The 24,245-nt window shown below is 72.5% G+C and carries 24 protein-coding genes; 15 read left to right on the top strand and 9 right to left on the bottom strand.

The annotated features are described in order from the left end of the window. Positions 1-33: 33 nt before the first annotated feature. Positions 34-4,800, bottom strand: coding sequence for a DEAD/DEAH box helicase (locus tag AXZ95_RS14780; protein WP_018192023.1), 4,767 nt, complete (start codon positions 4,798-4,800; stop codon positions 34-36). A gap of 63 nt (positions 4,801-4,863) precedes the next feature. Further along, positions 4,864-5,514 carry a dienelactone hydrolase family protein gene (locus AXZ95_RS14785; protein WP_018192022.1) on the bottom strand — a complete coding sequence of 217 codons (651 nt, stop codon included), beginning with the start codon at positions 5,512-5,514 and terminating at the stop codon, positions 4,864-4,866. Between the two features lie 114 nt (positions 5,515-5,628). On the opposite strand from AXZ95_RS14785, the gene AXZ95_RS14790 reads away from it, so the two are divergent. The 3 genes from AXZ95_RS14790 (at position 5,629) to AXZ95_RS14800 (ending at position 7,711) form a co-directional block, all read left to right on the top strand. Next, positions 5,629-6,210 carry an NUDIX hydrolase family protein gene (locus tag AXZ95_RS14790; RefSeq protein WP_018192021.1) on the top strand — a complete coding sequence of 194 codons (582 nt, stop codon included), beginning with the start codon at positions 5,629-5,631 and terminating at the stop codon, positions 6,208-6,210. A 66-nt stretch (positions 6,211-6,276) separates the two neighbouring features. Beyond that, entirely contained in the window at positions 6,277-7,137 is an 861-nt protein-coding gene (locus AXZ95_RS14795; protein ID WP_018192020.1) for an alpha/beta hydrolase, read from the top strand. Between the two features lie 79 nt (positions 7,138-7,216). Then, positions 7,217-7,711, top strand: a complete 495-nt coding sequence (locus AXZ95_RS14800; RefSeq protein WP_018192019.1) for a TetR-like C-terminal domain-containing protein — start codon at positions 7,217-7,219, stop codon at positions 7,709-7,711. A gap of 80 nt (positions 7,712-7,791) precedes the next feature. On the opposite strand, the gene AXZ95_RS14805 is transcribed toward AXZ95_RS14800, so the two are convergent. After that, positions 7,792-9,411, bottom strand: a complete 1,620-nt coding sequence (locus AXZ95_RS14805) for a DEAD/DEAH box helicase (protein WP_018192018.1) — start codon at positions 9,409-9,411, stop codon at positions 7,792-7,794. Between the two features lie 258 nt (positions 9,412-9,669). On the opposite strand from AXZ95_RS14805, the gene AXZ95_RS14810 reads away from it, so the two are divergent. Then, the gene (locus tag AXZ95_RS14810) at positions 9,670-11,913 is read left to right on the top strand and encodes a UvrD-helicase domain-containing protein (protein ID WP_018192017.1); all 2,244 of its coding nucleotides are present in this window, start codon (positions 9,670-9,672) and stop codon (positions 11,911-11,913) included. A 103-nt stretch (positions 11,914-12,016) separates the two neighbouring features. On the opposite strand, the gene AXZ95_RS14815 is transcribed toward AXZ95_RS14810, so the two are convergent. From AXZ95_RS14815 to AXZ95_RS14830, 4 genes are read right to left on the bottom strand one after another with little or no spacing between them, the layout of a single operon-like run. Then, positions 12,017-12,718: a DUF1684 domain-containing protein gene (locus AXZ95_RS14815; RefSeq protein WP_018192016.1), complete on the bottom strand. Its 702-nt coding sequence runs from the start codon at positions 12,716-12,718 to the stop codon at positions 12,017-12,019. Further along, entirely contained in the window at positions 12,715-13,281 is a 567-nt protein-coding gene (locus AXZ95_RS14820) for a hypothetical protein (RefSeq protein ID WP_018192015.1), read from the bottom strand. Before AXZ95_RS14820 ends, AXZ95_RS14815 begins: the two co-directional genes overlap by 4 nt. Positions 13,282-13,334: 53 nt before the next feature. Further along, positions 13,335-14,618: an RNA polymerase sigma factor gene (locus AXZ95_RS14825; protein WP_018192014.1), complete on the bottom strand. Its 1,284-nt coding sequence runs from the start codon at positions 14,616-14,618 to the stop codon at positions 13,335-13,337. Then, a complete protein-coding gene (locus AXZ95_RS14830; RefSeq protein WP_018192013.1) occupies positions 14,615-14,953 on the bottom strand; it encodes a YciI family protein in 339 nt (112 codons plus the stop codon). Before AXZ95_RS14830 ends, AXZ95_RS14825 begins: the two co-directional genes overlap by 4 nt. A 100-nt stretch (positions 14,954-15,053) precedes the next feature. Here AXZ95_RS14830 and AXZ95_RS14835 point away from each other — a divergent pair, with 100 nt between their 5' ends. The 6 genes from AXZ95_RS14835 to AXZ95_RS14860 all read left to right on the top strand — a co-directional run bounded on the left by AXZ95_RS14835 (position 15,054) and on the right by AXZ95_RS14860 (position 18,857). Next, entirely contained in the window at positions 15,054-15,551 is a 498-nt protein-coding gene (locus AXZ95_RS14835) for an EVE domain-containing protein (RefSeq protein WP_231374464.1), read from the top strand. Then, entirely contained in the window at positions 15,548-16,153 is a 606-nt protein-coding gene (locus AXZ95_RS14840) for a 2-phosphosulfolactate phosphatase (protein WP_018192011.1), read from the top strand. Before AXZ95_RS14835 ends, AXZ95_RS14840 begins: the two co-directional genes overlap by 4 nt. 43 nt (positions 16,154-16,196) lie before the next feature. Then, the gene (locus AXZ95_RS14845; protein WP_018192010.1) at positions 16,197-16,499 is read left to right on the top strand and encodes a DUF427 domain-containing protein; all 303 of its coding nucleotides are present in this window, start codon (positions 16,197-16,199) and stop codon (positions 16,497-16,499) included. Between the two features lie 15 nt (positions 16,500-16,514). Beyond that, positions 16,515-17,681, top strand: coding sequence for a PQQ-dependent sugar dehydrogenase (locus AXZ95_RS14850; RefSeq protein WP_018192009.1), 1,167 nt, complete (start codon positions 16,515-16,517; stop codon positions 17,679-17,681). A 156-nt stretch (positions 17,682-17,837) separates the two neighbouring features. Next, positions 17,838-18,311: a hypothetical protein gene (locus AXZ95_RS14855; RefSeq protein WP_018192008.1), complete on the top strand. Its 474-nt coding sequence runs from the start codon at positions 17,838-17,840 to the stop codon at positions 18,309-18,311. A 48-nt stretch (positions 18,312-18,359) separates the two neighbouring features. After that, complete coding sequence (locus AXZ95_RS14860; protein ID WP_018192007.1) at positions 18,360-18,857, top strand: SprT-like domain-containing protein; 498 nt, start codon at positions 18,360-18,362, stop codon at positions 18,855-18,857. Between the two features lie 30 nt (positions 18,858-18,887). Here the strand turns inward: AXZ95_RS14860 and AXZ95_RS14865 are convergent, their stop codons facing one another. After that, positions 18,888-19,496 (bottom strand): GNAT family protein, encoded by a 609-nt coding sequence (locus AXZ95_RS14865; RefSeq protein ID WP_018192006.1) that lies wholly within the window; start codon positions 19,494-19,496, stop codon positions 18,888-18,890. 190 nt (positions 19,497-19,686) lie between these two features. On the opposite strand from AXZ95_RS14865, the gene AXZ95_RS14870 reads away from it, so the two are divergent. The 4 genes from AXZ95_RS14870 to AXZ95_RS14885 are packed head-to-tail and all read left to right on the top strand — an operon-like array spanning position 19,687 to position 22,623. Further along, positions 19,687-20,337, top strand: coding sequence for a CGNR zinc finger domain-containing protein (locus AXZ95_RS14870; protein WP_043742492.1), 651 nt, complete (start codon positions 19,687-19,689; stop codon positions 20,335-20,337). Continuing rightward, positions 20,334-21,095: a 5-oxoprolinase subunit PxpA gene (locus AXZ95_RS14875; RefSeq protein ID WP_018192004.1), complete on the top strand. Its 762-nt coding sequence runs from the start codon at positions 20,334-20,336 to the stop codon at positions 21,093-21,095. The genes AXZ95_RS14870 and AXZ95_RS14875 overlap by 4 nt, the downstream gene beginning before the upstream one ends. Next, entirely contained in the window at positions 21,092-21,721 is a 630-nt protein-coding gene (locus AXZ95_RS14880; protein WP_018192003.1) for an allophanate hydrolase subunit 1, read from the top strand. Before AXZ95_RS14875 ends, AXZ95_RS14880 begins: the two co-directional genes overlap by 4 nt. Beyond that, on the top strand, positions 21,718-22,623 hold the full coding sequence (locus AXZ95_RS14885) for a biotin-dependent carboxyltransferase family protein (protein WP_018192002.1): 906 nt from the start codon (positions 21,718-21,720) through the stop codon (positions 22,621-22,623). The genes AXZ95_RS14880 and AXZ95_RS14885 overlap by 4 nt, the downstream gene beginning before the upstream one ends. Before the next feature lie 15 nt (positions 22,624-22,638). Here the strand turns inward: AXZ95_RS14885 and AXZ95_RS14890 are convergent, their stop codons facing one another. Beyond that, positions 22,639-23,520, bottom strand: a complete 882-nt coding sequence (locus AXZ95_RS14890) for a fused MFS/spermidine synthase (protein WP_018192001.1) — start codon at positions 23,518-23,520, stop codon at positions 22,639-22,641. Between the two features lie 187 nt (positions 23,521-23,707). On the opposite strand from AXZ95_RS14890, the gene AXZ95_RS14895 reads away from it, so the two are divergent. Beyond that, positions 23,708-24,223 carry a hypothetical protein gene (locus AXZ95_RS14895; RefSeq protein ID WP_018192000.1) on the top strand — a complete coding sequence of 172 codons (516 nt, stop codon included), beginning with the start codon at positions 23,708-23,710 and terminating at the stop codon, positions 24,221-24,223. The last annotated feature ends 22 nt before the right edge of the window (positions 24,224-24,245 follow it).

Genomic DNA, 24,245 nt, shown 5'->3' on the forward strand with positions numbered 1-24,245 from the left:
CGGCTTCCCGGCCGGTGTCGACCGTGTCGGCCGTCATGCGCGCAGCCGCAATCCGCGCGGAGTGGCGAGGAAGCCCGCCTCGGACAGCGCATCGCCGACGGGCGAGCCGAGGATGAACCCGCCGTTGACGGTCTCCACCGCGAGCTTGTCGACGCGGCGCGACGTGACGAGCGCCGCGAGGGCGCGGGCCGCCGCGGCCAGCACGAGTCCGGACTCCTCCGTCGGTTGCTCGGGCCCGGCTGTGCCCGAGCCTCCGCCGGCTGCGGGGGCCGCTGCGGCCGTGCCCGCCGCTCCGGCTACGAAGCAGAGCAGGCTCTTCCCGCCGCGCTCGACGTAGAGAGTCAGCTCGCCGTCGACGAGCACGACCAGCGCTCCGGCCTTCCGGCCCGGGCGGTGGCCCGTGCCGCTCTCGCTCGGCACCGCCGGCCACGGCAGCGCCGCGCCGTACGGGTTCGCGGGGTCGGTCGCCGCCAACGCGACGGCTTCGTACGGGCGCTGCTGCGTGTGGTCGCGCGCGTAGGACCGCAACCGGTCGACCGTCGCACCGTTGGCGAACTGAGCGCCGCCGAGCGTCTCGATGAAGTAGCCGCGGCGCGCCCGCCCGGTCTCCTCGAATCCGCTGAGCACCTTGTACGCGAGCGCGAATCCGCCGGGCGTCCCCTCGTTCATGACGGATCCGCGGGTGACGACCCCGTAGCGGTCGAGCAGCGTCTCGGCCTGGCCGTGCGCGCGCACGGTGGAATCGAGGTCACGCTCGGGCAGCAGTGACCATCGCCCCGCCGCAGTCGGCGGTCCCATCCGCGTGACCATCGCGCTTCGCGTCGGAACGCGGCCGCGGTACATGCGCGCTCGTGTCGGCTGGCGCGGCCGCTTGTGCGCCCCGGACCCGCCCGCGGTCAGAGTCCGCAATGGCGCCAGGGTGTCGTTGGTGATGCGCCCGGCCCACACCAGATCCCACAGCGCCGTCACGAGTTCGGAGTCGTCGATCGCCGAGCCGCGCTCGATGCCGAGCGTGTCGGACAGCTGCCGGAAGAAGTACCCGCCTCCGCGGCCGAGCGCATCCAGGATGCCGCGCTGCAGCTCATCCGGCTCGTGATCCGAGGGCGGCGCGAGCGTGAGCGGGGCCGAATCGGCCAGGTGGAGGCTGATCCAGCCGTCGTCGCCGGGAAGGCTGCCGTCGCCCGACCAGATCACCTCGCCCGTGGCTGTCAGCTCGTCCAGCATTGCCGGGCTGTAGTCGGCCACGCGGCTCGGAAGGACGAGCGACTCCCACGCCGATGCCGGGATGCGCGCACCGGACAACTGCTCGATGACCGACGCGACCGCATCCACCCCACGCAGCGTGGAGCCGACGTGCTGCCACTCGGGAAGGAACCGGCCGAACGTGGCCGTGTCGACCGGCTCGACCTCGTGCCGCAGCGCCGCGAGCGACATGCGACGCAGCCTCCGGAGGACTTCGGCGTCGCTCCACTCGGTGCCGTGCGCGTGCGGACGGAACTCGCCCTCGACCACGCGCCCGTCGCGGGCGAGCCGTCGGAGGGCGTCGTGGACGATCGCCGGGCCGAGACCGAGCCGGCTCGCGATGTCGACCGTCTCGAACGGCCCGTGGGTGCGCGCGAAGCGGCTCACCAGGTCGCCGAGCGGGTCGTCGACGGGTTCGATGAAGGCCACCGGGACACCGATCGGGAGCGGGACTCCCAGCGCGTCGCGGAGGCGACTCGCGTCTTCGATCGCGGCGAAGCGCTCCACTCCCGCGATGGTGACCGCGAGCGCCCGGTGCGTGTCGACCAGGGTCGCAAGGTGTCCGGCCGCGGCCTCCCGGTCTGCGTGCGGTGCCGTGAGCTCGCCCTCGCCGGGCTCGCCGCCCTCGCCGGGCCGGCCGGCCTCGTCGGACTCCGCCGAACGGGCGGAGGCAGCCCTCTCGCCTTCGGCTTCGAGACGCTCGGCCACTTCCTCCACCGACAGGGGACCCAGCAGCCGCAGCAGGTCGGCGACGCCCTCGACCCCGCGTACTCGGCGTTCGGGTGCAAGCCGCTGCAGTTGGAGCTCGACGCGCTCGATGACCGTCGGGTCGAGCAGTTCGCGGAGCTCCGCCCGGCCAAGCAGCTCGGCGAGCAGCCCGGCGTCGAGAGAGAGCGCCGCAGCCCGGCGCTCCGCCAGCGGGCTGTCGCCCTCGTACATGAACGCAGCGACATATCCGAAGAGCAGCGACCGCGCGAAGGGAGAGGCGGTCTCGGTCGACGCCTCGACCAGCCGGATGCTGCGCTGCTCGATCTGCTTCGCGACATCCGTCAACGCGGTGAGATCGTAGACGTCCTGCAGCACCTCGCGGATGGTCTCGAGGATGATCGGGAAGCTGGGGTACTTGCGCGCAACATCCAGCAGCTGCGCCGCCTTCTGCCGCTGCTGCCAGAGCGGCGACCGCTTGCCCGGGTTGTACTTGGGCAGCAGGAGTGCGCGGGCCGCGGACTCGCGGAACCGCGAGGCGAACAGCGCCGAGCCGCCGACCTCCGCCGTCACCAGTTCATCCAGCTCCTGCGGCTCGAACACGAACAGTTCGCCTCCGGGCGGCTGCGCCTCGGTATCGGGGATGCGGACGACGATGCCGTCGTCGGCCGCCATCGCGCCAGCGTCGACCCCGTACCGTTCTCGCACCCGGGCCTGCACCGCGAGTGCCCACGGCGAATGCACCTGCATGCCGAACGGGGAATGCAGCACCACCCGCCAGTCGCCGAGCTCGTCGCGGAAGCGCTCGACGACGAGCGTCTTGTCGGTCGGGACGTGGCCGGTCGCCTCCTTCTGCTCGCGCAGGAACGACAGCAGGTTGTTCGTCGCCCAGGCGTCGAGGCCGGCTTCGACGCAACGCAGTTCCGCATCCGCCGGCGACGCCGTGCTCACCTCGCGCATGAAGGCGCCGACCGCGCGGCCGAGCTCGGCGGGACGGCCGATCCCGTCGCCCTTCCAGAACGGCAGACGGCCGGGTTCGCCGAACGCGGGGGTGACGAGGACGCGGTCGTGCGTGATCTCCTGGATGCGCCAGCTCGTCGAGCCGAGCGCGAACACGTCGCCGACCCGTGACTCGTAGACCATCTCTTCGTCGAGCTCGCCGACCCGGCTGGCCTTCTCGCCCACCATGTAGACGCCGAACATGCCGCGGTCGGGGATGGTCCCACCGCTCGTCACCGCCAGACGCTGGGCGCCCGGGCGCCCGGTGATGGCGCCGGTGTCGCGGTCCCAGACGATGCGGGGCCGGAGCTCGGCGAACTCGTCCGACGGATACCGGCCGGCGAGCAGGTCGAGGGTCGCGTCGTAGGCGCTGCGGGGCAGCGTCGAGAATGGAGCGCTCCTCCGGACGGTGTCGAACCAGTCGTCGGCATCGATCGATTCGAGGGCCGCCGCGGCGACCGTCTGCTGGGCGAGGATGTCGAGCGGGTTCGCCGGGACGGAGAGCGACTCGATGAGCCCGGCGGTCATCCGCTCCGTGGCGACCGCCGAGTGGATGAGGTCGGCGCGGTGCTTCGGGAAGACGACGCCGCGCGAGATCTCGCCGACCTGGTGTCCGGCGCGGCCGACACGCTGCAGTCCGCTGGCGACCGACGGGGGAGCCTCCACCTGGACGACCAGGTCGACGGCTCCCATGTCGATGCCGAGTTCGAGGCTCGACGTGGCGACGACGCAGCGGAGGCGACCGGACTTCAGATCGTCTTCGATGAGCGCCCGCTGCTCCTTGCTGACCGAGCCGTGGTGGGCGCGTGCCAGCACGAGCGCCTCCGCGTCGGCGACGGCCTGGGACCCGCGGGTTTGACCAGAGCCTCCCATCAGTTCCGCGGGCGCGCGGCTGGGCGACTCGCCGGCCGTCCCTCCGAGGATCCTCTCCTCGTAGATCTCGTTCAGCCGCGCCGTCAGGCGTTCGGCCAGTCGGCGTGAATTGGTGAAGACGATGGTGGACCGGTTCTCGAGCACGCGGTCGACGATCGCCTCTTCCACGTGCGGCCAGATCGAACCGGCCTGGGGCGGAGAGCCGTCGCCCGGGTTCTCGCTGGCGTACGTGGAGGTGCCGAGCTCGCTCATGTCCTCGACCGGGACCACGACGCGTAGGTCGAAGCGTTTACCGGCCGGCGGCGCGACGACCTCCACGGGCGCGCTCCCCGCGAGGAACCGTGCGACTTCTTCCGGCGGTCGGACGGTCGCCGACAGCCCGATGCGCTGCGCGGGACGCTCCAGCAGCTGGTCGAGCCGCTCAAGCGACAGGGCCAGGTGCGCTCCGCGCTTGGTCGACGCCACCGCGTGCACCTCGTCGACGATGACCGTCTCGACCGAGGTCAGCGTCTCTCGCGCCTGCGAGGTGAGCATCAGGAACAGCGACTCGGGAGTCGTGATGAGGATGTCGGGCGGATTGCTCAGCAGAGCCCGCCGATCCGAGGCCGGTGTGTCGCCCGAACGCACCCCGACGCTGACGTGCGGTGGCTCGGCCCCCAATCGCTTGGCCGTCTGCGTCACGCCGACGAGCGGCGCGCGCAGGTTGCGCTCCACATCCACGCCCAAAGCCTTCAGCGGAGAGATGTAGAGGACGCGCGTACCAGGCTTCGCGTCGGCGGGACGCGGGTGGTTCGCGAGGCGGTCGATCGCCCAGAGGAAGGAGGCGAGCGTCTTGCCCGAACCGGTCGGCGCGATGACCAGCGCGTGCTTGCCGTGCGAGATAGCCTCCCAGGCGCCCTCCTGCGCGGCCGTGGGCGCGGCGAAGGCCCCCCGGAACCACTCCCGGGTCGCGGGGGAGAATCGATCCAGCACATCGGCCATCCCTCCATCCTGCACCCGGCCACTGACACTGTCAGGGGCTCCGGCAAGACCTGTGGATAACGCTCAGCGAGGCAGATTCGCGCGGATGAACGACGAGATGTCGCCGAGTTCGAGCGGCGAGATGGCGTGCCCCATCCCCTCGTAGATGCGGGCATCGAGTGCGGAGTGCTCCGGAAGCCAGTCCGACGTCCGGTCGAGCGACGCCGTCGGGATCGCGTCGTCCAGCGTGCCGCGGCCCCAGAAGACGGGCACCTGCGCTTCGGCGAGCTCCGCGTCCCGCGGCTGATCGCCCTTCACGACGAACCCGGAGAGCTGCACCGCGTAGTCGAAACGTTCGGGAGCGAGGCGCAGCAGCTGGAGGGCCATCGCGCCGCCCTGCGAGAAGCCGAGGAGGCCGGTGGGCACGCGCGGCTGCTCGTCCAGCCAGTCGAGCACGGCGCGCGCGGCGGCATCCGCGTTGCCCGCGAGCGGATCGCCGGGGACGTTCGTGAAGCGCGAGAACCAGGCGAAGCCGGCGCCCTCGGGGATCGGTGCGCGCAGCGACGCGATCACCGGCTCCAGCGGCAGGTAGGCCGCGATGCCGAACAGGTCGGCCTCGTCGGAGGCGTACCCGTGCAGGAGGATGAGCAGCGGTCGCCCGGCGCGATCGCGTTCCGAGGCGGACCACAGGACGGCGTCACGGTCGATGCGCAGGTCGGGAGCGGGAAACGGCACCCTCCATTGTGCGCTGGGAAGCGGAGTCGTCCACAGCCCCCGTCGGAGTGCCGTCATCCACAGATCGTCCTGGTTGCCGTAGGTGGTCGCCGATCTCGTCCGTAGGATTCATGCATGAGCGTTCGCACCCCGGATCCGGACCCCACGCCCGACCCCCTGCCCGGCGACGGCCCGCAGCCGGGTCCGGCCTGGCTGTCGGACATCGAGCTGGAGCAGATCCGGCGCAGGCTCCCGCTGCTGTATGTGGAGGCCGTGCCGGTGCGGGTCGACGGCCTCGGGCAGGTGACGGAGGTCGGCATCCTGCTGCGTGCCAACGCCGTCGGGCAGATCACCCGCACGCTCGTCTCCGGCCGCGTCATGTATGGCGAGACGCTGCGTGAGGCGCTGTTCCGTCACCTCGAGAAGGATCTCGGGCCGATGGCCTTCCCGCAGCTGCCGGCGAGCCCGGTGCCGTTCCAGGTGGCCGAGTACTTCCCGATGCCGGGGGTGTCGCCGTACACCGACGAGCGACAGCACGCCGTGTCGCTCGCCTACGTCGTACCGGTCACCGGCACGTGCGATCCGCGACAGGATGCCCTTGAGTTGACGTGGATGACACCGGAGGAAGCCGTCTCGCTGACGGTGTCCGAGGAGCTCGAAGGCGGCCGCGGTGCGCTCGTGAAGGCGGCCATGGCGTCGCTCGGCCGCATCGCCTGATCGGCGTCGGGCCCCGACTCGAGTTGCCTCTTGCGTCATTTGGCTAATGGCATTAGCTTTAGGGCTATGAATACTTCCATCGAGTCGCAGGTGCGCTACCTCGAGCGTCCGCAGGGGCGCGTCAGCTTCACCGTCGAGGGCGCTGGCCCTCTCGTGGTCGCCGTGCCGGGCATGGGCGACCTCCGCTCCAGCTACCGCGAACTGGTCGCGCCGCTGGTCGCCGCCGGGTACCGCGTGGCTGTGACCGATCTCCGGGCGCACGGCCACTCGGACACCACCTTCACCGAGTTCGGCGACGTCGCCACTGCCCGGGACCTCGTCGCCCTGATCGAGGAACTGGGCGGTCCCGCCGTCGTCCTCGGCAACTCGATGGGCGCGGCGGCCGCCGCGTGGGCCGCTGCAGAGCGCCCGGACCTCGTTTCCGGTCTCGTGCTGTACGGTCCGCTCCTCCGCGATCCGGCGATGGGCCGGTTCGCCACCGGTCTGCTGCACCTGCTGTACCGCGGGATGTTCGCGAAGCCATGGGGCGCCGCCCTGTGGGCCGGGTACTACCGCCGGACGCTCAACCGCGGCCGCACCGCGCCGTGGCTGGGCGAGCACGTCGCGGCGATCCGTGCCTCCCTCTCCGAACCCGGCCGGCTGCGCAGCTTCCGCCGTCTCACCCTGCAGCTCACCCACTCGGTGGTGGAGCCGCGGCTGGGTGACGTCCGTGCGCCGATGCTGGCGTTCGTCGGCGATCTCGATCCCGACTTCCGCGATGTCGCCGCCGAGTGCTCCTGGATGGAGTCGATCGGCGCCGTGGTGGTCCGCGTTCCCGAGGCGGGACACTACCCGCACGCCCAGCGTCCGGACGTCACGGTTCCCGGCACGCTCGACTTCCTCGCGGCGCGCCGCGCGGCGGACACCGCGTGGGCCGCGCGTGCCTAGGGCCGGACTGACGCGCGAAGCGGTTACGTCTGTCGCCATCGACCTCGTTGACGATGGTGGGACCGCCGGATTCGACCGCTTGACGCTGGCCGCCGTCGCCGGCCGGGCGGGCGTCGCCGTCCCGAGCCTGTACAAGCACGTGTCGTCGCTGGACGACCTCCGCCGCCTGGTCGCGACGGCCTCGGTGGCGGAGCTGACCCGGGTGCTCGCCGCCGCGACGATCGGCCGGGCCGGACCGGATGCGGTGCGTGCCGCGGCGGACGCCATCCGCGCGTTCGCCCACCGCCACCCGGGACGGTATGCGGCGACGCAGGTCGCGCCGAGCTCCGACCCCGCCGACGCGCAGCTCGTCGCTCGTGCCGACGAGACGCTGACGGTCCTCGCCGGGGTGATGCGCGGCTTCGGGTTGCCCGACGACGAACTGGTGGACGCGATCCGGATGCTGCGCAGTGCGGTTCACGGGTTCATCACCCTGGAACTGGGCGGAGGGTTCGGCCTGCCTGACGATCTCGACCGCAGCTACGCCGTGCTGATCGACGGCGTGATCGCGGGAGTGGAGCGTCTGGCGGCCTAGCCTGCACCTGGGGAGGTGGAGACGACAAACGCGGGCGTTCCGTCGGAACGCCCGCGTCTGAGCGAGTGTGGAGCGGGGCGTCAGCCCTGCGCGCGGCGGGAGCCGTTGCCGCGACGCACCGAGGTGTCGCCGTGGCCCGCGGTCGCCCGCGGTGCTCCGCCGGAGCGCGAGGTGCCGGCCGACTGAGCGCCCGCGGGGCGCTGCGAGCCGCCGCGACGGCGCGAGCCGCCGGCGGTCCCGCCACCCGTGGTGGCGCCGTGCGAACCGGAGCCGTTGCCTGCGCCGCGACCCGAGCCGTTGCCGGCGCCCTGGCCGCCACGGCCGGAGCCTGCGCCGCGACCCGAGCCGTTGCCGGCACCCTGGCCACCACGGCCGGAGGCGTTGCCGGCAGCCTGCCCGCCACGGCCGGAACCGGAGGCGGAGCCGCCGCCCTGGCCGCCGGCGCGCCGGGCGCGCTTGCGCTGTGCGTTGGCACCCTGCGAGACACCGCCGCCGGTGCGCTCCTCGCGGAGCGACGGGACGACGCGGGGCGCGACATCGCCGACGAGCGAGATGACGGCCGGGGAGGTGGCGGTGACGCGCTGCGGGGTCGCAGCGATGGCGGCCTTGCGGAGGAGCGTCTTCACGTCGGCTGCCTGGTTCGAGAGCATGACGGTGACGACGTCGCCGGCGCTGCCCGCGCGGGCCGTGCGACCGGAGCGGTGGAGGTACGCCTTGTGCTCCGCCGGCGGGTCGACGTGGACGACCAGCTCGACGTTGTCGACGTGCACGCCGCGGGCGGCGACGTCGGTGGCGACGAGCACCTTCACGTCACCCTCGCCGAAAGCGGCAAGGTTGCGGTCGCGGGCGCCCTGGGCGAGGTTGCCGTGCAGGTCCACGGCCGGGATTCCGGACGCGGTGAGCTGCTTGGCGAGCTTCTTTGCCTGGTGCTTGGTGCGGGTGAAGAGGATGCGGCGACCGGTGCCCGAGGCAAGCGCCTCCACCAGGTCCTTCTTCTCATCGGGCGTCTCGACCTGGAGCACGTGGTGGGTCATCGCCTCGACGGGGCTGTTCGCGTCGTCGACGGAGTGCAGGACGGGGGAGTGCAGGAAGCGCTTGACGAGCTTGTCCACACCGTTGTCCAGCGTGGCCGAGAACAGCAGGCGCTGCCCGTCGGTGGGCGTGGCCGTGAGGATGCGCGTGACGACCGGCAGGAAGCCGAGGTCGGCCATGTGGTCGGCCTCGTCGAGCACGGTGATCTCGACGGAGTCGAGGTTCACGAATCCCTGCTTCATGAGGTCTTCGAGGCGTCCAGGGCAGGCGACGAGGATGTCGACGCCGGCCTTCAGCTCGGCGACCTGCTTGTTCTGCGAGACGCCGCCGAAGACGGTGGAGACGCGCAGCCCGTAAGCGTCGGCGAGCGGACGGAAGGTGGTCGCGATCTGGGTCGCCAGCTCACGGGTCGGTGCGAGCACGAGGGCCAGCGGGCGTCCGGGCCGGCGACGTCCGCCGGCGAGGACGGTGCCGAGGCGCGCGACGAGCGGCAGGGCGAACGCGATGGTCTTGCCCGAGCCGGTCTTGCCGCGGCCCAGCACGTCCTTGCCCGCGAGGGCGTCGGGCAGCGTGTCGGCCTGGATCGGGAACGGGGTGGTCTTGCCGTCGGCCGTCAGGACGGCGACGAGCGGAGCGGGTACGCCGAGTTCGGCGAAGGAGAGAGTCAAGGATGTGCCTTTCAGGCATCGACCCGGTCGGCAGTGGCGGACCGGGGTGAATGGCGAGCGCACCGAGCGGCGCGATCGTTCGCCGTATGAAGAGAAGCGTGGCGGGGACATGGCCCGGCGCGACGCGAAGCGTTCTACGACGCCGCGGGCAGAATCGTCGCCCGCTTCCTCCACCCTAGAGCATCCGGCCGTACGAGTGCTGAGAGCGCACTCGCATCCGGAGGTCGTAGACTGTCGGCCCGGAAACGAGAGGTGGCCATGGGCGTGCTGGAATCGGAGCTCGAACGCGAGCGCGCCGTGGTCGCTGGGCTGTATCAGCGGCTCGACGAGCTGCGTGCCGAGACGGAGGAACGGCTGGCCCGCGTGCGCCGCGACAGCGTCGGGAGCAACCATCAGGCGCGCAGCGAGCGCGACGCCTTCGCGCGTCTCTACGAGGACCAGCTGACGCAGCTGCGGGATGTGGATGCGCGTCTCGTGTTCGGCCGCCTGCTGCTGGAGGAGCCGGTCGACGGCTCCGACCATCGCTACATCGGGCGCGTCGGCCTGCGCGACGACGACCAGCGCTCCCTCCTCGTCGACTGGCGGGCCCAGCAGGCCGGCGCCTTCTACCAGGCGACGGCGAGCGAGCCGATGGGCGTCCGCGCCCGGCGTCACCTGACCATGTCGGGTCGCCAGGTCACCCGCATCGACGACGAGGTCTTCGACGAGGCGCTGCTCGACGGCGACCGCGCCGGGGAGCAGGTGCAGGGCGAGGGCGCCCTGCTCGCCGCGCTGACGGCGCAGCGCACCGGCCGGATGCACGACATCGTCGCGACCATCCAGGCCGAGCAGGACCGCATCATCCGCTCCGACCTCCGTGGCGCGCTGGTCGTGCAGGGCGGCCCGGGCACGGGCAAGACGGCGGTGGCCCTGCACCGCGCCGCCTATCTGCTGTATGCGAACCGCCAGCGGCTGAGCACGTCCGGCGTGCTGGTCGTCGGTCCGTCGACGGCGTTCCTGCGCTACATCGAGGCGGTGCTGCCGTCGCTCGGCGAGACGGGCGTGGTGATGTCGACGCTCGGCGAGCTGTTCCCGGGCGTCGAGGCGACCGCCGAGGATGCGCCGGAGGCCGCCATCCTGAAGGGCTCCGCCCAGATGGCCCGCCTGCTCTCACGGGCCGTGAAGTCGCGGCAGAAGGCGCCTGTCGAGGAGCAGATGATCGTCGTCGACAACGAGCGCCTGGTGGTCGCGCCGGACCTCATCCAGCGCGCCATCGCCAAGGCCCAGCGCACCGGCAAGCCGCACAACGTCGCGCGGGTGACGTTCGTCAAGAACGCCCTCGCGGAGCTCACCGATCAGTTGGCGACGCAGCTGCGCGCTTCGGGGTCGACCATCGATGACGCCGACCTGAAGGTGCTCCGCGAAGACCTCCGCACCTCGTACGACGTGCGCGTCCTCCTCAACACCGCGTGGCTGCCGCTGACGCCCCAGAAGCTGCTGCAGGACCTCTACGCCCGCCCAGCGTGGCTGGCGGAGCTGACGCCGCGCTGGTCGCAGCAGCAACGGGATGCGCTCCGCCGCGACCGCACCGAGCCGTTCACCGTCTCGGACGTCCCCCTGCTGGACGAAGCGGCCGAGCTGCTCGGCGACTTCCCGGGCCGGCCGGACCCCGCCGACCGTGAGCGCGACCGTCAGCGCAAGCGCGACCTGGAGAACGCGCGCGCGGCCATCCGCAACATGGGCGTCCAGGGGCTGGTCAGCGCTGAGCAGCTGGCCGACGGTTTCGCCGAGCAGGCCGATCGCGGCACGACGGCGGAGCGCGCCGCCGCCGACCGCAGCTGGACCTACGGCCACGTCGTGGTGGACGAGGCGCAGGAGCTGTCGCCGATGCAGTGGCGGGTGCTCGTGCGCCGCTGCCCGATGAAGTCGTTCACCATCGTCGGCGACATCGCCCAGGTGGCGTCCGCCTCCGGCGCGACGAGCTGGCCGGATGCGCTGGACCCGATCTTCAAGGATGCGTGGCGGTTGGAGGAGCTGACGGTCAATTACCGGACGCCCGCGCAGATCACGCGGGAGGCCGAGCGCATCGCCTCCTCCGCAGGCCTGCCGATCACGCCGACGCGTGCCGTCCGCGAGGGCGACTGGCCGATCCGCCGCGTCCGTGCGGTCGAGGGGGATGCGGCTGATGGGGATGCAGCGCTCGCCGCAGCCGTCGCCGACGCCGTTGCGCATGATCGTGGCATCGACGCGGGCGGCACGCTCGCGGTGATCACGACCGAGTCGGACCTCCCGGCGGTCGCCGCCACGGTGGAGGAGCGCTTCGGCGACGCCGCGGGCCGGGGCGCGACCGGCCTCGGTCGCCCGATCGCCGTGCTGACCGGCTACGAGGCGAAGGGCCTCGAGTTCGACGCCGTGGTGCTGGCTGACCCGGATGCGCTGGCCGCCGAGTCGCCGCGCGGGGCCGCATCCCTCTACGTCGCGATGACCCGCCCGACCCAGCGCCTCACCCTCGTCTCCCGCTGACCCCCACCGTCGAGTCCGCAAAAACTGCACGCGGGGCCCCGCGAAAACGTGCAAAATGTGCGGACTCGACGGTGGGCGGTGGGCGGTGGGGAGCGGGTGCGGGTCAGGAGCCGGCGTAGCGCTCGCCGACGGGGATCTCGACGGGGAGGGTGTTGCCGGCCTGCGCGAGCGGGCACGCCCACGCGGGGTCGTACGCGCACGACGGGTTGTAGGCGAAGTTGAAGTCGAGTACGAGCGACGCCTCTCCGTCGTCCGTGTCGAGCCCGAGGTCGGCGCCCTTGATGGTGTCGATCAGGTAGCGTCCACCGCCGTAGGTTCCGCCGGGCCGCCCGGCCAGCGCATCCTTCACGGGCACGAACAGCCCGCCGCCGTAGGACGAGAGCAGCCAGACGTCGAGCGTTCCCGCCAGGGGGACACGGACCGTGCCGAGCAGCTCGAAGGGCACGACGCCGTCGGTGCCGGTCTCCACATCCATCCGCACTGCCTCGGCGGCCGGGTGGATGGGCAGCTCGAACCGCCAGTCGGGGTCGTACCGGGTCACGGGGAGTCCGGTGAAGCCCTCCAGGTCCTCCGGCAGAAGCGGCGATGCGGGATGCGACGAGAACAGGTCGTTGCGGCACGACGTCCAGTGCGCGTGGGCTTCCGCGGGGTCGTGGGCGGCGAGGCGGCGGACGGAGGCGTACAGCGCGAACACGCGCCGTCTCCAGTCCGCGGTCTGCACGGCGGTGACCGCACGGGCCGGCCGCTCGGCCGCGCTCCCGTCTTCCGTTCCGCCGGTGCCGGTCGCGGGTTCGGCGTTCGTCATCTGTCCTCCGGTGTCGTGGTGTCGCTTGCGGCCTCTCCGTCTGCCGGGGTCCGCACTTCGGGATCGTAGGCCCAGGTGGGCGCCAGCTGCCGGAGGCGCACGCCGCGCCACTGCCAGAACAGCCAGAAGGCGTACCAGGCGAACGGCGTGAGCGCCCCGGCGCGCACGATCAGCTGGTCGCGGTAGAGGGTCCGCAGCCGTCCGTTCTCGTCCGGACCGGCCGGGTCGGGGGCGATCGCCATCCGGTGGTCGAGCCGCGGGATCGCGGACAGCATCCCGCCGGTTCCCCCGCCGCTGTCGTGCAGGATGCGCGTCGCCTGCTCGCGCGGATCGGTCGACCGCAGGGTGTCGAGCCGGATCGCCTGCGTCCCGACGGTGAACGCACCGAGCGCTTTCACGCGGACGCGGTGCTCCGAACCCCAGCGCGTCGGGAAGCCGCCGGGCTCCTCCGACCGGAAGTCGAGCCACGGCAGGGCGACCTCGCGGAACGCCGTCGGACTCTGCAGGGCACGCCAGGCGGCATCCGGATCGCAGTCGAGGGTCAGCTTGAGGAGCACGCGCATGATCTCAGTCTCACCCCGGGAAGCGGTGAGGAGGCCAGGGGATGGGCGGTTCCTCAGGCTTCCTCGGCCCGCGCCAGCAGCAGCTCCCGTTCGCGGGCGTTGCCGGTCATCGCGGCGGCGCGCTGGAACTCCTGCCTGGCCTCGTCGCGTCGGCCGAGGCGGAGGAGCAGGTCGGCGCGCACCGACGGGAGCAGGTGGTACGACTCCAGGGCGCCTTCGATCGCCAGCCGGTCGACGACTTCGAGCCCGGCCTCCGGCCCGTACGCCATCGACAGCGCGACCGCGCGGTTGAGCTCGACCACGGCGGACGGGTGCAGCTCACCGAGCGCGCTGTACAGCGCGACGATCTCCTCCCAGTCGGTCGCCTCCGGGGTCGGTGCGGTGGCGTGGCACGCGGCGATGGCCGCCTGCAGCGCGTACGGCCCGCGGCTGGCGGGCGGCCGCCTGCTGAGGCGCAGGGCGTCGGAGCGCTCCAGGGCCGCGACGCCGCGGCCGATGAGGAGGCGGTCCCAGCGGGCGCGATCCTGGTCCTGCAGCAGGATGGGGCTGCCGTCCTCGGCCGTGCGCGCTCCGAGCCGGGACGCCTGGAACTCCATCAGCGCGACCAGCCCGTGCACCTCGGGCTCCCTCGGTGTCAGTTCGGCGAGCACCCGGCCGAGCCGCAGCGCCTCCCGGCACAGGTCCGGCCGCATCCAGTCGTCGCCGGCCGTGGCCGAGTAGCCCTCGTTGAAGATCAGATAGACGACCTCGAGAACGGAGGCCAGCCGCTCGGGGAACTCCGCCCGCTCGGGCACCTCGAACGGCACCCCCGCAGCGCTCAGGGTGCGCTTGGCGCGGACGATCCTCTGGGCCATGGTCGCCGGCGGGACGAGGAAGGCCCGGGCGATCTCCTCGGTCGAGAGGCCGCCGAGCAGTTTCAGGGTCAGCGCGACCCGCGACGCCTGGGGGAGGACCGGGTGGCACGCGACGAAGACGAGCCGGAGCAGGTCGTCGCCGATCGGCTCTTGCGCGACGCGTGCCGGATCGTCCGAGCCGAGCTCCTGTTCGAGGTCGTGCGCGATGGCGGCGTACCGGTCGTCGAGGCGTTCCCGCCGGCGCCAGCCGTCGACCGCGCGGCGCTTCGCGACCGTCGTCAGCCACGCTCCGGGGTTGCGCGGGATTCCCGTCTCCGGCCACTGCTCGAGGGCGGCGACGAGCGCATCCTGAGCAAGCTCCTCGGCCAGCCCGACATCGCCGGTGGTGCGCGCGAGCCCGGCGATCAGGCGTCCGGACTCGATGCGCCAGACCGATTCGACGGTGCGGCGGGTCTCGTCGAGTCGTTCGCGCTCGTCGGTCATCGGCCCACGTCGCCCGCCACCCGGCGCACCTCGACGCTGCCGCGCGTCAGCGGCAGCCGTCGGGCCCACTCGAGCGCCTCCTCCTCGCCGGCGGTCTGCAGCATCCACAGTCCGGTCACCCGGGCGGCCGACGGGCCCGGCGAGCGGTCGAGGGTGCGGTCCTCGCCGTCGAAGTGGATGCGCGCGCAGCCACCCGTCGGCTCGAGGGCCTCGGCCGCGAGCAGCACTCCGGCGCGCACCAGATCCTGCTCGTAGCGGTCGAGGGCGGCACGGTCCGGCACGGCGGGCTCGACGCCGTCGCCCTCCTCGGCCTGTGCCATCAGCACGAAACGCATGGTCCCATCCTCTCGTCGAACACGTCTGGAGTCATCCATGCGTCGAATGGGATGCGGCGCTTTCGACACGAGTGACGGTGGTGTGCGCTACAACGGGAGCATGGCGATCCGTTACTGGCTGGGCGTTGTGCAGCTCGATCACGTGCTGCGTGGCGTCGCCGGCGGCTTCGCCCAGGTCAACCACGGCGCCCGGGCTCCCCTGGAGCGGATGGGTCCGGCCGACGGTTTCGTGTATTACTCGCCGCGGGCGACGTATCCGGATGGCGAGCCGCTCAAGCAGTTCACGGCGGTGGGCCGCCTGGCCGATGACGACGTGTTCCAGGTGACGCAGGGGCCGGCGATGCAGGGTCCGGCGTCGGACTTCAAGCCGTGGCGGCGACGGGTCGAGTGGGATCACGACGCCGTGGCGACGCCCATCCGGCCGCTGCTCGGCGCCCTCGACTTCACGCGCGACAAGCCGGACTGGGGCTACCAGCTGCGCCGCGGGCTCATCGAGCTGTCCCGGCACGACTTCGAGCTGATCCGCCGGCAGATGCGTCCGTCACCGGGCGAAACACGGCCGCGACGCGGCGACCACCGCATTACGATGGCCCGGTGACTCAGCCGACCCCTCTCGACTCCGACACGATCTCCGCCGAGATCCCGGCCGCGCACCGCCAGGCCAAGTACCAGGTGCGGTTCGACTGGGCGGCCGATGGCGCCGCCGCCGTCGCGGCCGATGCCGATGTGGTGGTGTGGGTGGATGCGCTGGCCGACACTCCTGCGCCCGAGCTGCCCGGCGACGGCGCCGTGCTGGCCGCCGGACTGACCGACGCCACCGCCGTCGCCCGCTGGATCCTCGCCGAGCAGGTCCGTCTCGGCCGGCGCGCGATGATCGCCCTCGTGGCCGCCGGAGGTGCGACCCCGTCCGGCTCGACCCGCTTCGCCGTGGAGGACCTGCTGGCCGCGGGTGCCCTGGTGGATGCGCTCGCCTCCGTCGGCATCGACTACTCCTCGCCGGAGGCTGCGGCGGCCTGCGCGGCGTTCACCGGTCTGCGGGGCGCTGTCGCGCACCTGCTGACGGCGTCCGTGTCAGGCCAGGAGCGGGTGGCCGCGGGCGCCGGCCCGGCCGACATCGCCCCCGCCGGACGGCTCGACTCGTCCGACGCTGTGACGGTGCTCCGAGCTCCCCGGCAGAACGGTGCGCTCCCGGCGGAATGATCGCCCGTCGGCGTACGTTGCCGTCAACAGGAGGTTTCAATCGATGAAAGCCGTGCTGAACGACACCGTGATCGCCGAGGCCCCGCAGGAGGACCTCATCCGCATCGAGGGCAACTGGTACTTCCCTCCGGCGAGCGTCAACTCCGAGTACCTCGTGGAGAGCGCCACCCCTTACACGTGTCCGTGGAAGGGCGAGTGCCAGTACTTCTCCGTGAAGTCGGATGACGGTCTGCTGCAGGATCGCGCGTGGAGCTATCCCACTCCGTACCCGAGCTCCTTCGACCGGGTGGGCAAGGACTACAGCAACTACGTCGCGTTCTGGAAGGACGTCCGCGTCGTCGACTGACGACCGGGAGTCGCGATGTTCCGTCACGGCCGCCGCCTGAGCCTCCTGGCACTGACGGCGGCCGTGCTCGTTCTGGCGGGATGCTCGACCCCGACTCGGACGCCGACGGTCACGCGCACGCCCACAGCGACGCCGCGGCCGACCGGCACCTCGGCTGCGGTCGCCGCGATCCCCTGGCAGCCGAGCGGGCGGACGACCGTGCTCGAGACAGGGCTGGAGTCGCCCTGGTCGGTCGTCCCGCTGCCGAGCGGGTCGGCGTTGATCAGCGAGCGCGACTCGGGCACCATCCGGGAGCGGCTGCCGCAGGGCGGACTCCGCACGGTCGGCACCGTCCCCGGCGTCGTCCACACCGGCGAGAGCGGCCTGCTCGGGCTCGCGGTGCAGGCCGAGTCCGCACCGAAGTACCTCTACGCGTACCTCACCACCGCCGACGACAACCGGGTCGTGCGGCTGCCCCTGTCCGGGGTGCCGGGCAGCTACGCGATCGGGGCGCCGGAGCCCGTGCTCACCGGCATCCCGAAGGCGTCGAACCACGACGGCGGACGGCTCGCGTTCGGCCCCGACGGGATGCTCTACGTCACCGCCGGCGATGCCTCGAACCCGGGCAACGCCCAGGACGTCGCCTCGCTCGGCGGCAAGATCCTGCGGATCACGCCGGAGGGACAGGTGCCGGGAGACAACCCGTTCCCCGGCTCGCCGGTCTGGTCGTACGGGCACCGCAACCCGCAGGGGATCGGCTGGGATTCGCGCGGCACGATGTGGGCGAGCGAGTTCGGCCAGAACACCTGGGACGAGCTCAACATCATCCGTCCGGGCTCGAACTACGGATGGCCCACCGTCGAGGGCGTCGGGGGCGACCCGAAGTACACGGACCCGGTGTACCAGTGGCCGACGGACGCGGCGAGCCCCAGCGGCCTCGCGGTCGTCGGCGACACGATCTTCCTGGCTGCACTGCGCGGCGAGCGGCTGTGGACCGCCTGGCCGACCGATGGCGCCGCCCCGGTGACAGCGGCACCGTTCTTCGAGGGCGAGCTCGGCCGGCTGCGCGACGTGGTCGCCGTCGGTGACCGCTTGTGGCTGCTCACGAACAACACCGACGGGCGCGGTTCGCCCCGCTCCGGCGACGACCGGCTCGTCGAGGTGCCGCTTGTTCCCGCGCAGGCGGTCAAACGCCCCGGCTGACCTTCACCCGGGTGCGGCCGCTCCTGCGGGTAGTCTTGGGGGGAACCACCGATCGGGAGCAGAACCCTGAGCATCATCCTCGGATACGATCCGACCACCCTGCGCGAACGCGTCGATCTGCGCGCTGCCGGCGAGCGTCTGGAGGAGCTGGGCAGCTTGCGCAGTCTCAGCGCGCTCAACGAGAAGACCGTTCTGCTGCGGCTGCTGGGCCGGCTCGACGAGGCGATCGAGATCGGCAACGAAGCGGTCCGTCAGGCGCGCTTCACCGGCGACCGCGAGCAGCTGCTCGGAGCGCGCATCCGCCGTGCCCAGGTGCTGCAGTACCAGGGCAAGTCCGATGAGGCCGTCGTGGAGCTGACCGGATGCGTCGACGAGGCGCGCGGTCGCGAGTGGACCGCGCTGGAGGCGTTCGCCATCCAGAGCCGGGGCAAGGTGTACTTCGACACCGGCGACTACGAGAATGCGCTCGCGGACATGACTGCTGCCGTCTTCCTGCGCGAGAAGCTCGGCGCGTCGCCGGCCGAGATCCAGGCGGCGCTGACCGCGGTCGCCGTCGTGCAGTCGGCGCTCGACGCCCAGCGCGGAGCCGCGCGCGGGGAGCGCGGCGAGGGCGACCCCGATCACGCGTAGGATGCACGTCATGGAGGTAGGGAGCGCTCCGGACGGGACCCGTCGCTGATGGCCGAACTCGACCGTGTGCGCCGGTGGGCGGAGGCGCTGATCGCCCTCCACCTCGACCCGGCCGTGTGGAGCTTCGGCTTCGACAACGCCAAGACGCGCGCCGGCCTCTGCAACTACACGTCGAAGCGGATCACGGTCTCGCGGTACCTGGCGGCGCGGTACGAGGACGACGAGATCCACCAGATCCTCCTCCACGAGGTGGCCCACGCGCTCGCCGGCTCCCGCGCCGGGCACGGGCCGCGCTGGCGCGCCATCGCACTCGACCTCGGATACGAGGGCAAGCGCCTGCACGGTGGGGCGATCGCCGACGACCTGGCACCATGGGTGGGCACCTGCCCGAACGGGCACACGCACTATCGCTACCGGAAGCCGGCGCGCGCGCTCGCCTGCGGTGCGTGCAGCCGCCGTTTCGATGCGGCGAACCTCATCTCGTGGCAGCACCGCGAGGTGTCGCCGGCGCAGCGGCGTACGGCCGCGGCGGCAGCGACCGAGTAGCGGCCCTGTCGGCCGTACGCGGCGATGCCGTCAGGCGTGCGCGACGCCGAGGCGAGCGTCCAGGCCGTCCCGCACGCTCGGCCATTCCTCGCTGAGGATGGAGTACACGGCCGTGTCGCGCCAGGTCCCGTCCGCGCGCAGCTGGGTGTGACGCAGGACGCCCTCGAACTGCGCGCCGAGGCGGAGGATCGCGGCGCGGGACCGCGCATTGAGCACATCCGCCTGCAGTTTGACTCGCTCGAAGCCGTGGTGGAACGCCGTCCCGAGCAGCAGTCGCTTGGTCTCGGCGTTCACCAGCGTGCCCCAGGTCTCGGGCGCGTACGCCGTCCAGCCGATGTGGGCGGAGCGGTTGGCCAGGTCGAAGTCGCCCAGCGTGGTCGTGCCGACCAACCGGTCGCCGTCGCGGAGCACGACGGCGGTCACGTTCGCGGTGTCCCAGGCGAGGTAGCGGAGGATGAACTCGCGCCACTCCTCGTAGGTGTCGCGATAGGCCGCTGGACCGCCTCCCCAGCCTCCGGCGAAGACCTCGGGATGCCCGATCGCGTCGAACAGATCCGGCAGGTCGTCGAGGGTGAGTGCGCGCAGGCGGACGGTCACGCCTTCGAGCGGAGCGGTCGGGTCCGGGCGGGTGGCGGTCATCCGCCCAGTATGCCAGGGCGTCGCTGGCCCCTTCCGGTCCGCTGCTCGGCCGTCCGTGGGTCGCAACGCGCCGTTACGGCGCGCCCATAACGGCGTGTTGCGACCCACGAGCGGTGGCCGGCCGGCGGGCTAGGCTGGTGGACGCGACGCCTGCGCCGGGAGGCCCGCGGTAACCGACTATGTTGGTTACATGGCGACGGAAGCGATTCTCACCCGAGGCACCGGTCAGTGGATGGAACCGAGCGACGGTCAGCGCTGGTGGTTCGACTCCGGGTCGCTCGCGCTCGACTTCGCCTACACCGGTGAGTTCGCGCACGCGGCCGACGGCGACGCCGACCCCGACCGGCACGCCGTCCGCGACGCCCACGGCCTCAACGCGTGGCTGGTCGAGAGGTTCCCCGAGGTCGCGCCGACGGCGGGGGACCGCGAGTTCCGCGACGCCCGCACCCTCCGGACCGCGATCGGCCGCCTCGCCCGGCAGGCCAGCCGCGGCGACGAGTTGTCGCCCGACGACATCGACGTGGTCAACCTCTTCGCGGCGACTCCCGACATCCCGCCGGTCCTCGCCGGTGGCGGCCGCCAGGCGGGGCGCACGAACGCGCGTCCGCATCAGGCCCTCGGCACCATCGCGCGGGATGCGGTGCGCCTCTTCGGCCCGGACGTCGACGGACGCATCCGCGAGTGCTCGGCCGACGACTGCGAGCTCGTCTACCTCGACACCTCGCGCAGCGGTACCCGGCGCTGGTGTTCGATGCAGCGCTGCGGCAACCGCGCGAAGGTGCGTGCGCACCGCGCCCGTGCGGCCCGCGGGCCCGGGGCGCACGCCACAATAGGGGCATGAGCCGTACCGTCGACCTCAACAGCGACCTCGGCGAGTCGTTCGGCGCCTGGTCGATGGGCGACGACGCCGCACTGCTGCGGGTGGTCTCCAGTGCCAACGTGGCCTGCGGGTTCCACGCCGGCGACCCGTCGACGATGCTCGCGACCTGCCGCGAGGCCGCCGCGAACGGCGTGACCGTCGGCGCCCACGTCTCCTATCGTGACCTCGCGGGATTCGGGCGGCGTGCGATGGACGTGCCCGCCGGCGAGCTCCGCGACGAGGTGCTGTACCAGCTCGCCGCGCTCGCCGGCCTCGCCCGGGTGGCCGGAACCTCCGTGCGCTACGTGAAGCCCCACGGCGCCCTCTACAACCGCATCGTGCACGACGCGGGTCAGGCACGGGCCGTGGTGGATGCGGTGGTCGCCTTCGACCCGACGCTCGCCCTGCTCGGACTGGCCGGCTCCGCCGTCGAGCAGGCGGCCGGCGAGGCGGGGGTCCGGTTCGTTCGCGAAGCGTTCGTCGACCGCGGCTACCGCTCGGACGGCACGCTGGTGCCGCGCACCGAACCGGGCGCGCTGCTCTCCGATGACGGGGAGATCGCCGCGCGGGCCGTGCGCATGGTCACCGAGGGCCGCGTCGTCGCCGCCGACGGCACCGACATCCCCGTCCGAGTCGACTCGTTGTGCGTCCACGGCGACACCCCGGGCGCGGTCGCGATGGCGCTGGCCGTACGCGATGCGCTCGCGGGGGCGGGCGTGAGTGTGGAGCCGTTCGCGTGACCGCGCGCATCCTGCCCTACGGCGACCACGCCCTGCTCGTGGAGCTGGGCGGGCTGGATGCCGTGCTCGCGCTGTTCCGCGGGCTCGACGCCTCGCGGCCGGACGGCGTCGTGGAGCTGGTGCCCGCCGCCCGCACGATCGCGGTCGTGGTCGAGCCGCGCATCCTCTCGCTCAACGCCGCCCGCGGCTGGGTCGAGCGCACCGCGCCGCTTCCCGCCGGGGCGGTCGAGGAGCGGGTCGTCGAGCTCGACGTCCGCTACGACGGCGACGACCTCGCGGAGGTCGCCCGGCTCACCGGGCGGACCGAGGCGGAGGTCGTCGCGTTCCACACCGGCACCCCGTGGCGCGTCGCATTCGGCGGCTTCGCGCCCGGCTTCGCCTACCTCGTGAGCGACGGCCCGGCGGGCGCGGACGCGCTGGAGGTCCCGCGCCGAGCGACGCCGCGCACGGCGGTGCCGCCGGGGTCGGTCGGCCTCGCAGGGACGTTCAGCGGTGTCTACCCACGGTCGAGCCCGGGCGGCTGGCAACTCATCGGCCGCACCGACGCGACGCTCTGGGATGAGACGGCCGATCCTCCCGCGCTGCTCCGGCCGGGAGCGGTCGTACGCTTCCGGGAGGTGCGATGAGCGGCCTGCGCATCTTGAGTCCGGGCGCCCTCGCGCTCGTCCAGGACCTCGGGCGCCCCGGCTTCGCCGCCCTCGGCGTCGGCCGGTCGGGTGCCCTCGACCGCGGCGCGCTGCGGCTGGGCAACCGGCTGCTGGGCAATGACGAGGGCGACGCCGGGCTCGAGGTGCTCCTCGGCGGGTTCGAGGCGCGCTTCGAGCGCGACACCTGGTTCGCCGTTACCGGAGCGACCGGCCCGCTGCTCCTCGACGATCGCCCGGTGGATGCGCACCAGGCTGTGCGGGCGCGGCCCGGACAGCTCCTGCGGATCGGGTCCGCGACGGCCGGACTGCGCTGGTACCTGGCCGTGCGCGGCGGGGTGGCTGTGATGCCGGTGCTCGGGTCACGCTCCCGCGACACGCTGGCCGGTCTCGGGCCGGCACCTCTGCAGGCGGGCGAGCTGGTGCCGATCGGCGAGCATCCCGGCTCCGATCTTCCACTGCTGGACTTCGTCCCGGTTGCCGACCCGACGCCCGAGGGCGTCGAGGTGCGCGCTCACCCGGGCCCTCGGGCCGACTGGTTCACCCATCGGGCACTGGAGTCCTTCTTCTCCGTCGAGTGGCGCGTCGCCGCCGAGAGCGACCGCATCGGCGCGCGGCTCGACCCCGTGCGGACGCCCGCGCACGCGGCGGGCGTCACGCCGCATCCCGATCCGCTGCTGGAGCGGGCGATCCGTCGCGAGCTCCCGAGCGAGCCGATGGTCGCCGGCGCCGTGCAGGTCTCGCCCGACGGCCGCCCGACCGTGCTGCTCGCCGACCATCCCGTCACCGGTGGGTACCCGGTGATCGCCGTGGTGGCCGACGGCTCGCTCGATGCGTTCGCCCAGCTGCGTCCGGGTCAGTCGGTGTCCTTCCGGCACGCCTGACCGCGAGGCGTGGCGCTAGTCGCGGCGGGTGCCGCTTTGGAAAATGCTGCGCGCGGGAGGCGGCGACGGCACGCTGGTCGCGTCGGTCACGATCGGCGCGCCCGCGGCGAACGTCCGCAGCTCCTCGCCCGCCACGGCCTTCGCGGGATGCGGCCCGCTCGCCAGCAGGCGCGGCAGCCACTCCAGGGGGAGCGGCGAGTTCGATCCGACCAGCACGACGTTCCCGAAGCGACGGCCTTTCAGCACCTGCGTCTCGGCGAGCGCCGCGACATTCTCGACGACGGAGCCGAGCGTCGACACCTGGCTGCGGGCGAAGCTGAGCGGCGGTCCGTCCGCGACGTTCACGAGCACGATGCCGTCCGGCTTGAGCAGCGAGACCGCCGAGCGGTAGAACTCGGCGCTCGTGACGTGGGCGGGCGTGCGCGACCCGCTGAAGATGTCCACCACCAGCAGATCGACCTCGCCGCGCAAGCCGTTCGGCAGCTTGCCGACGACCTCGCGCGCGTCGCCGTGGCGGATGCGGATCTGGGCGTAGCGGGGGAGCGGCAGCTGCTCGCGCACCAGGTCCACCAGGCGGCTCTCCAGCTCCACGACCTGCTGCCGTGAACCGGGGCGCGTGTAGGCGATGTACCGGGGGAGCGTCAGCGCACCCGCCCCGAGGTGCACCGCCGTGATGGGCTGGCCGGGGTCGCCGATCAGGTCGATGACGTTGCCCATCCGCTGGATGTACTCGAAGAAGAGCTGGGACGGGTCGTCGAGGTTGACGTGCGACTGCGGGGTGCCGTCGACGACGAGCTGGTAGGCGCCGGGCACGAACCGGTCGGGCTCCACGGTCGCCAGGTAGCCGCTCTCCGAGAGGACGACCGAGGGGTTCTGGGGGGTCGGGTTCGGAGACACACCGGCAGCCTAGTCGCGGTGGATGCGCGCGGAAGCGCCGCGATCTCCACGCGTGACCTCCACCCGCGATCTCCACCCGGCCTCCACCCGCAGGCGGTGCCGCCCGGAACAGCGGGGCGCGACGCTGGAGTGGTGCCGGATACTCCGGCAGGCTCCGCCCAGCATCCGCTCTTTCCGAAAGGCGATCATGACCGTCCAGACCCTCGGCAACGCTCTCCTCATCCTGCTGCTCATCGGATGGGTCGGCTATCGGCAGCTGACCTGGCGGCCCGTGGTGGTCGCGAAGATGTGGCGGATGCCCGTCATCCTCGCCGTCGTCGGCGCGGTGCAACTCGTGCAGCAGGTGAAGCCGACGACCATCACCCCGCTCGACATCGCGGTGGTCGCCGGCGAGGTCGTGCTCTCCCTCGCCATCGGTGCGTGGATCGGCGGGATCGCCCACTTCCGCCGCCTGCCGGAGCCGGTCGTCGGCAAGAACCCGTCCGAGGTGGCCGTCTACGAGTCGCGCACCGGCGTGTTCGGTCTGGTGCTGTGGGTGGCCGTCATCGCGGTCCGCGTCGGGGTGGACGTGCTCGCCGCCCAGGCCGGGTCGCACCTGGTGGCCGCGACCGGCATCATCCTGCTGGTCTTCGCGGCGAACCGGCTCGCCCGCACCGCGGTGTTCGCCGCGCGCCTCGACCGTCACGCCGCCCTCGCCGCGTGAACCGGCGGCGCGCGGAGGCCTC

It is taken from the genome of Leifsonia sp. 115AMFTsu3.1, assembly GCF_004362795.1.
Lineage (GTDB): Bacteria > Actinomycetota > Actinomycetes > Actinomycetales > Microbacteriaceae > Leifsonia.

Excerpts from the sequence above, each read along its gene's own strand:
- AXZ95_RS14780 (WP_018192023.1), bottom strand. The coding sequence starts at position 4,800 with ATGGCCGATGTGCTGGATCGATTCTCCCCCGCGACCCGGGAGTGGTTC.
- AXZ95_RS14790 (WP_018192021.1), top strand. The coding sequence starts at position 5,629 with ATGAGCGTTCGCACCCCGGATCCGGACCCCACGCCCGACCCCCTGCCC.
- AXZ95_RS14795 (WP_018192020.1), top strand. The coding sequence starts at position 6,277 with ATGAATACTTCCATCGAGTCGCAGGTGCGCTACCTCGAGCGTCCGCAG.
- AXZ95_RS14810 (WP_018192017.1), top strand. The coding sequence starts at position 9,670 with ATGGGCGTGCTGGAATCGGAGCTCGAACGCGAGCGCGCCGTGGTCGCT.
- AXZ95_RS14815 (WP_018192016.1), bottom strand. The coding sequence starts at position 12,718 with ATGACGAACGCCGAACCCGCGACCGGCACCGGCGGAACGGAAGACGGG.
- AXZ95_RS14820 (WP_018192015.1), bottom strand. The coding sequence starts at position 13,281 with ATGCGCGTGCTCCTCAAGCTGACCCTCGACTGCGATCCGGATGCCGCC.
- AXZ95_RS14825 (WP_018192014.1), bottom strand. The coding sequence starts at position 14,618 with ATGACCGACGAGCGCGAACGACTCGACGAGACCCGCCGCACCGTCGAA.
- AXZ95_RS14830 (WP_018192013.1), bottom strand. The coding sequence starts at position 14,953 with ATGCGTTTCGTGCTGATGGCACAGGCCGAGGAGGGCGACGGCGTCGAG.
- AXZ95_RS14835 (WP_231374464.1), top strand. The coding sequence starts at position 15,054 with ATGGCGATCCGTTACTGGCTGGGCGTTGTGCAGCTCGATCACGTGCTG.
- AXZ95_RS14845 (WP_018192010.1), top strand. The coding sequence starts at position 16,197 with ATGAAAGCCGTGCTGAACGACACCGTGATCGCCGAGGCCCCGCAGGAG.
- AXZ95_RS14850 (WP_018192009.1), top strand. The coding sequence starts at position 16,515 with ATGTTCCGTCACGGCCGCCGCCTGAGCCTCCTGGCACTGACGGCGGCC.
- AXZ95_RS14860 (WP_018192007.1), top strand. The coding sequence starts at position 18,360 with ATGGCCGAACTCGACCGTGTGCGCCGGTGGGCGGAGGCGCTGATCGCC.
- AXZ95_RS14865 (WP_018192006.1), bottom strand. The coding sequence starts at position 19,496 with ATGACCGCCACCCGCCCGGACCCGACCGCTCCGCTCGAAGGCGTGACC.
- AXZ95_RS14870 (WP_043742492.1), top strand. The coding sequence starts at position 19,687 with ATGGCGACGGAAGCGATTCTCACCCGAGGCACCGGTCAGTGGATGGAA.
- AXZ95_RS14875 (WP_018192004.1), top strand. The coding sequence starts at position 20,334 with ATGAGCCGTACCGTCGACCTCAACAGCGACCTCGGCGAGTCGTTCGGC.
- AXZ95_RS14885 (WP_018192002.1), top strand. The coding sequence starts at position 21,718 with ATGAGCGGCCTGCGCATCTTGAGTCCGGGCGCCCTCGCGCTCGTCCAG.
- AXZ95_RS14895 (WP_018192000.1), top strand. The coding sequence starts at position 23,708 with ATGACCGTCCAGACCCTCGGCAACGCTCTCCTCATCCTGCTGCTCATC.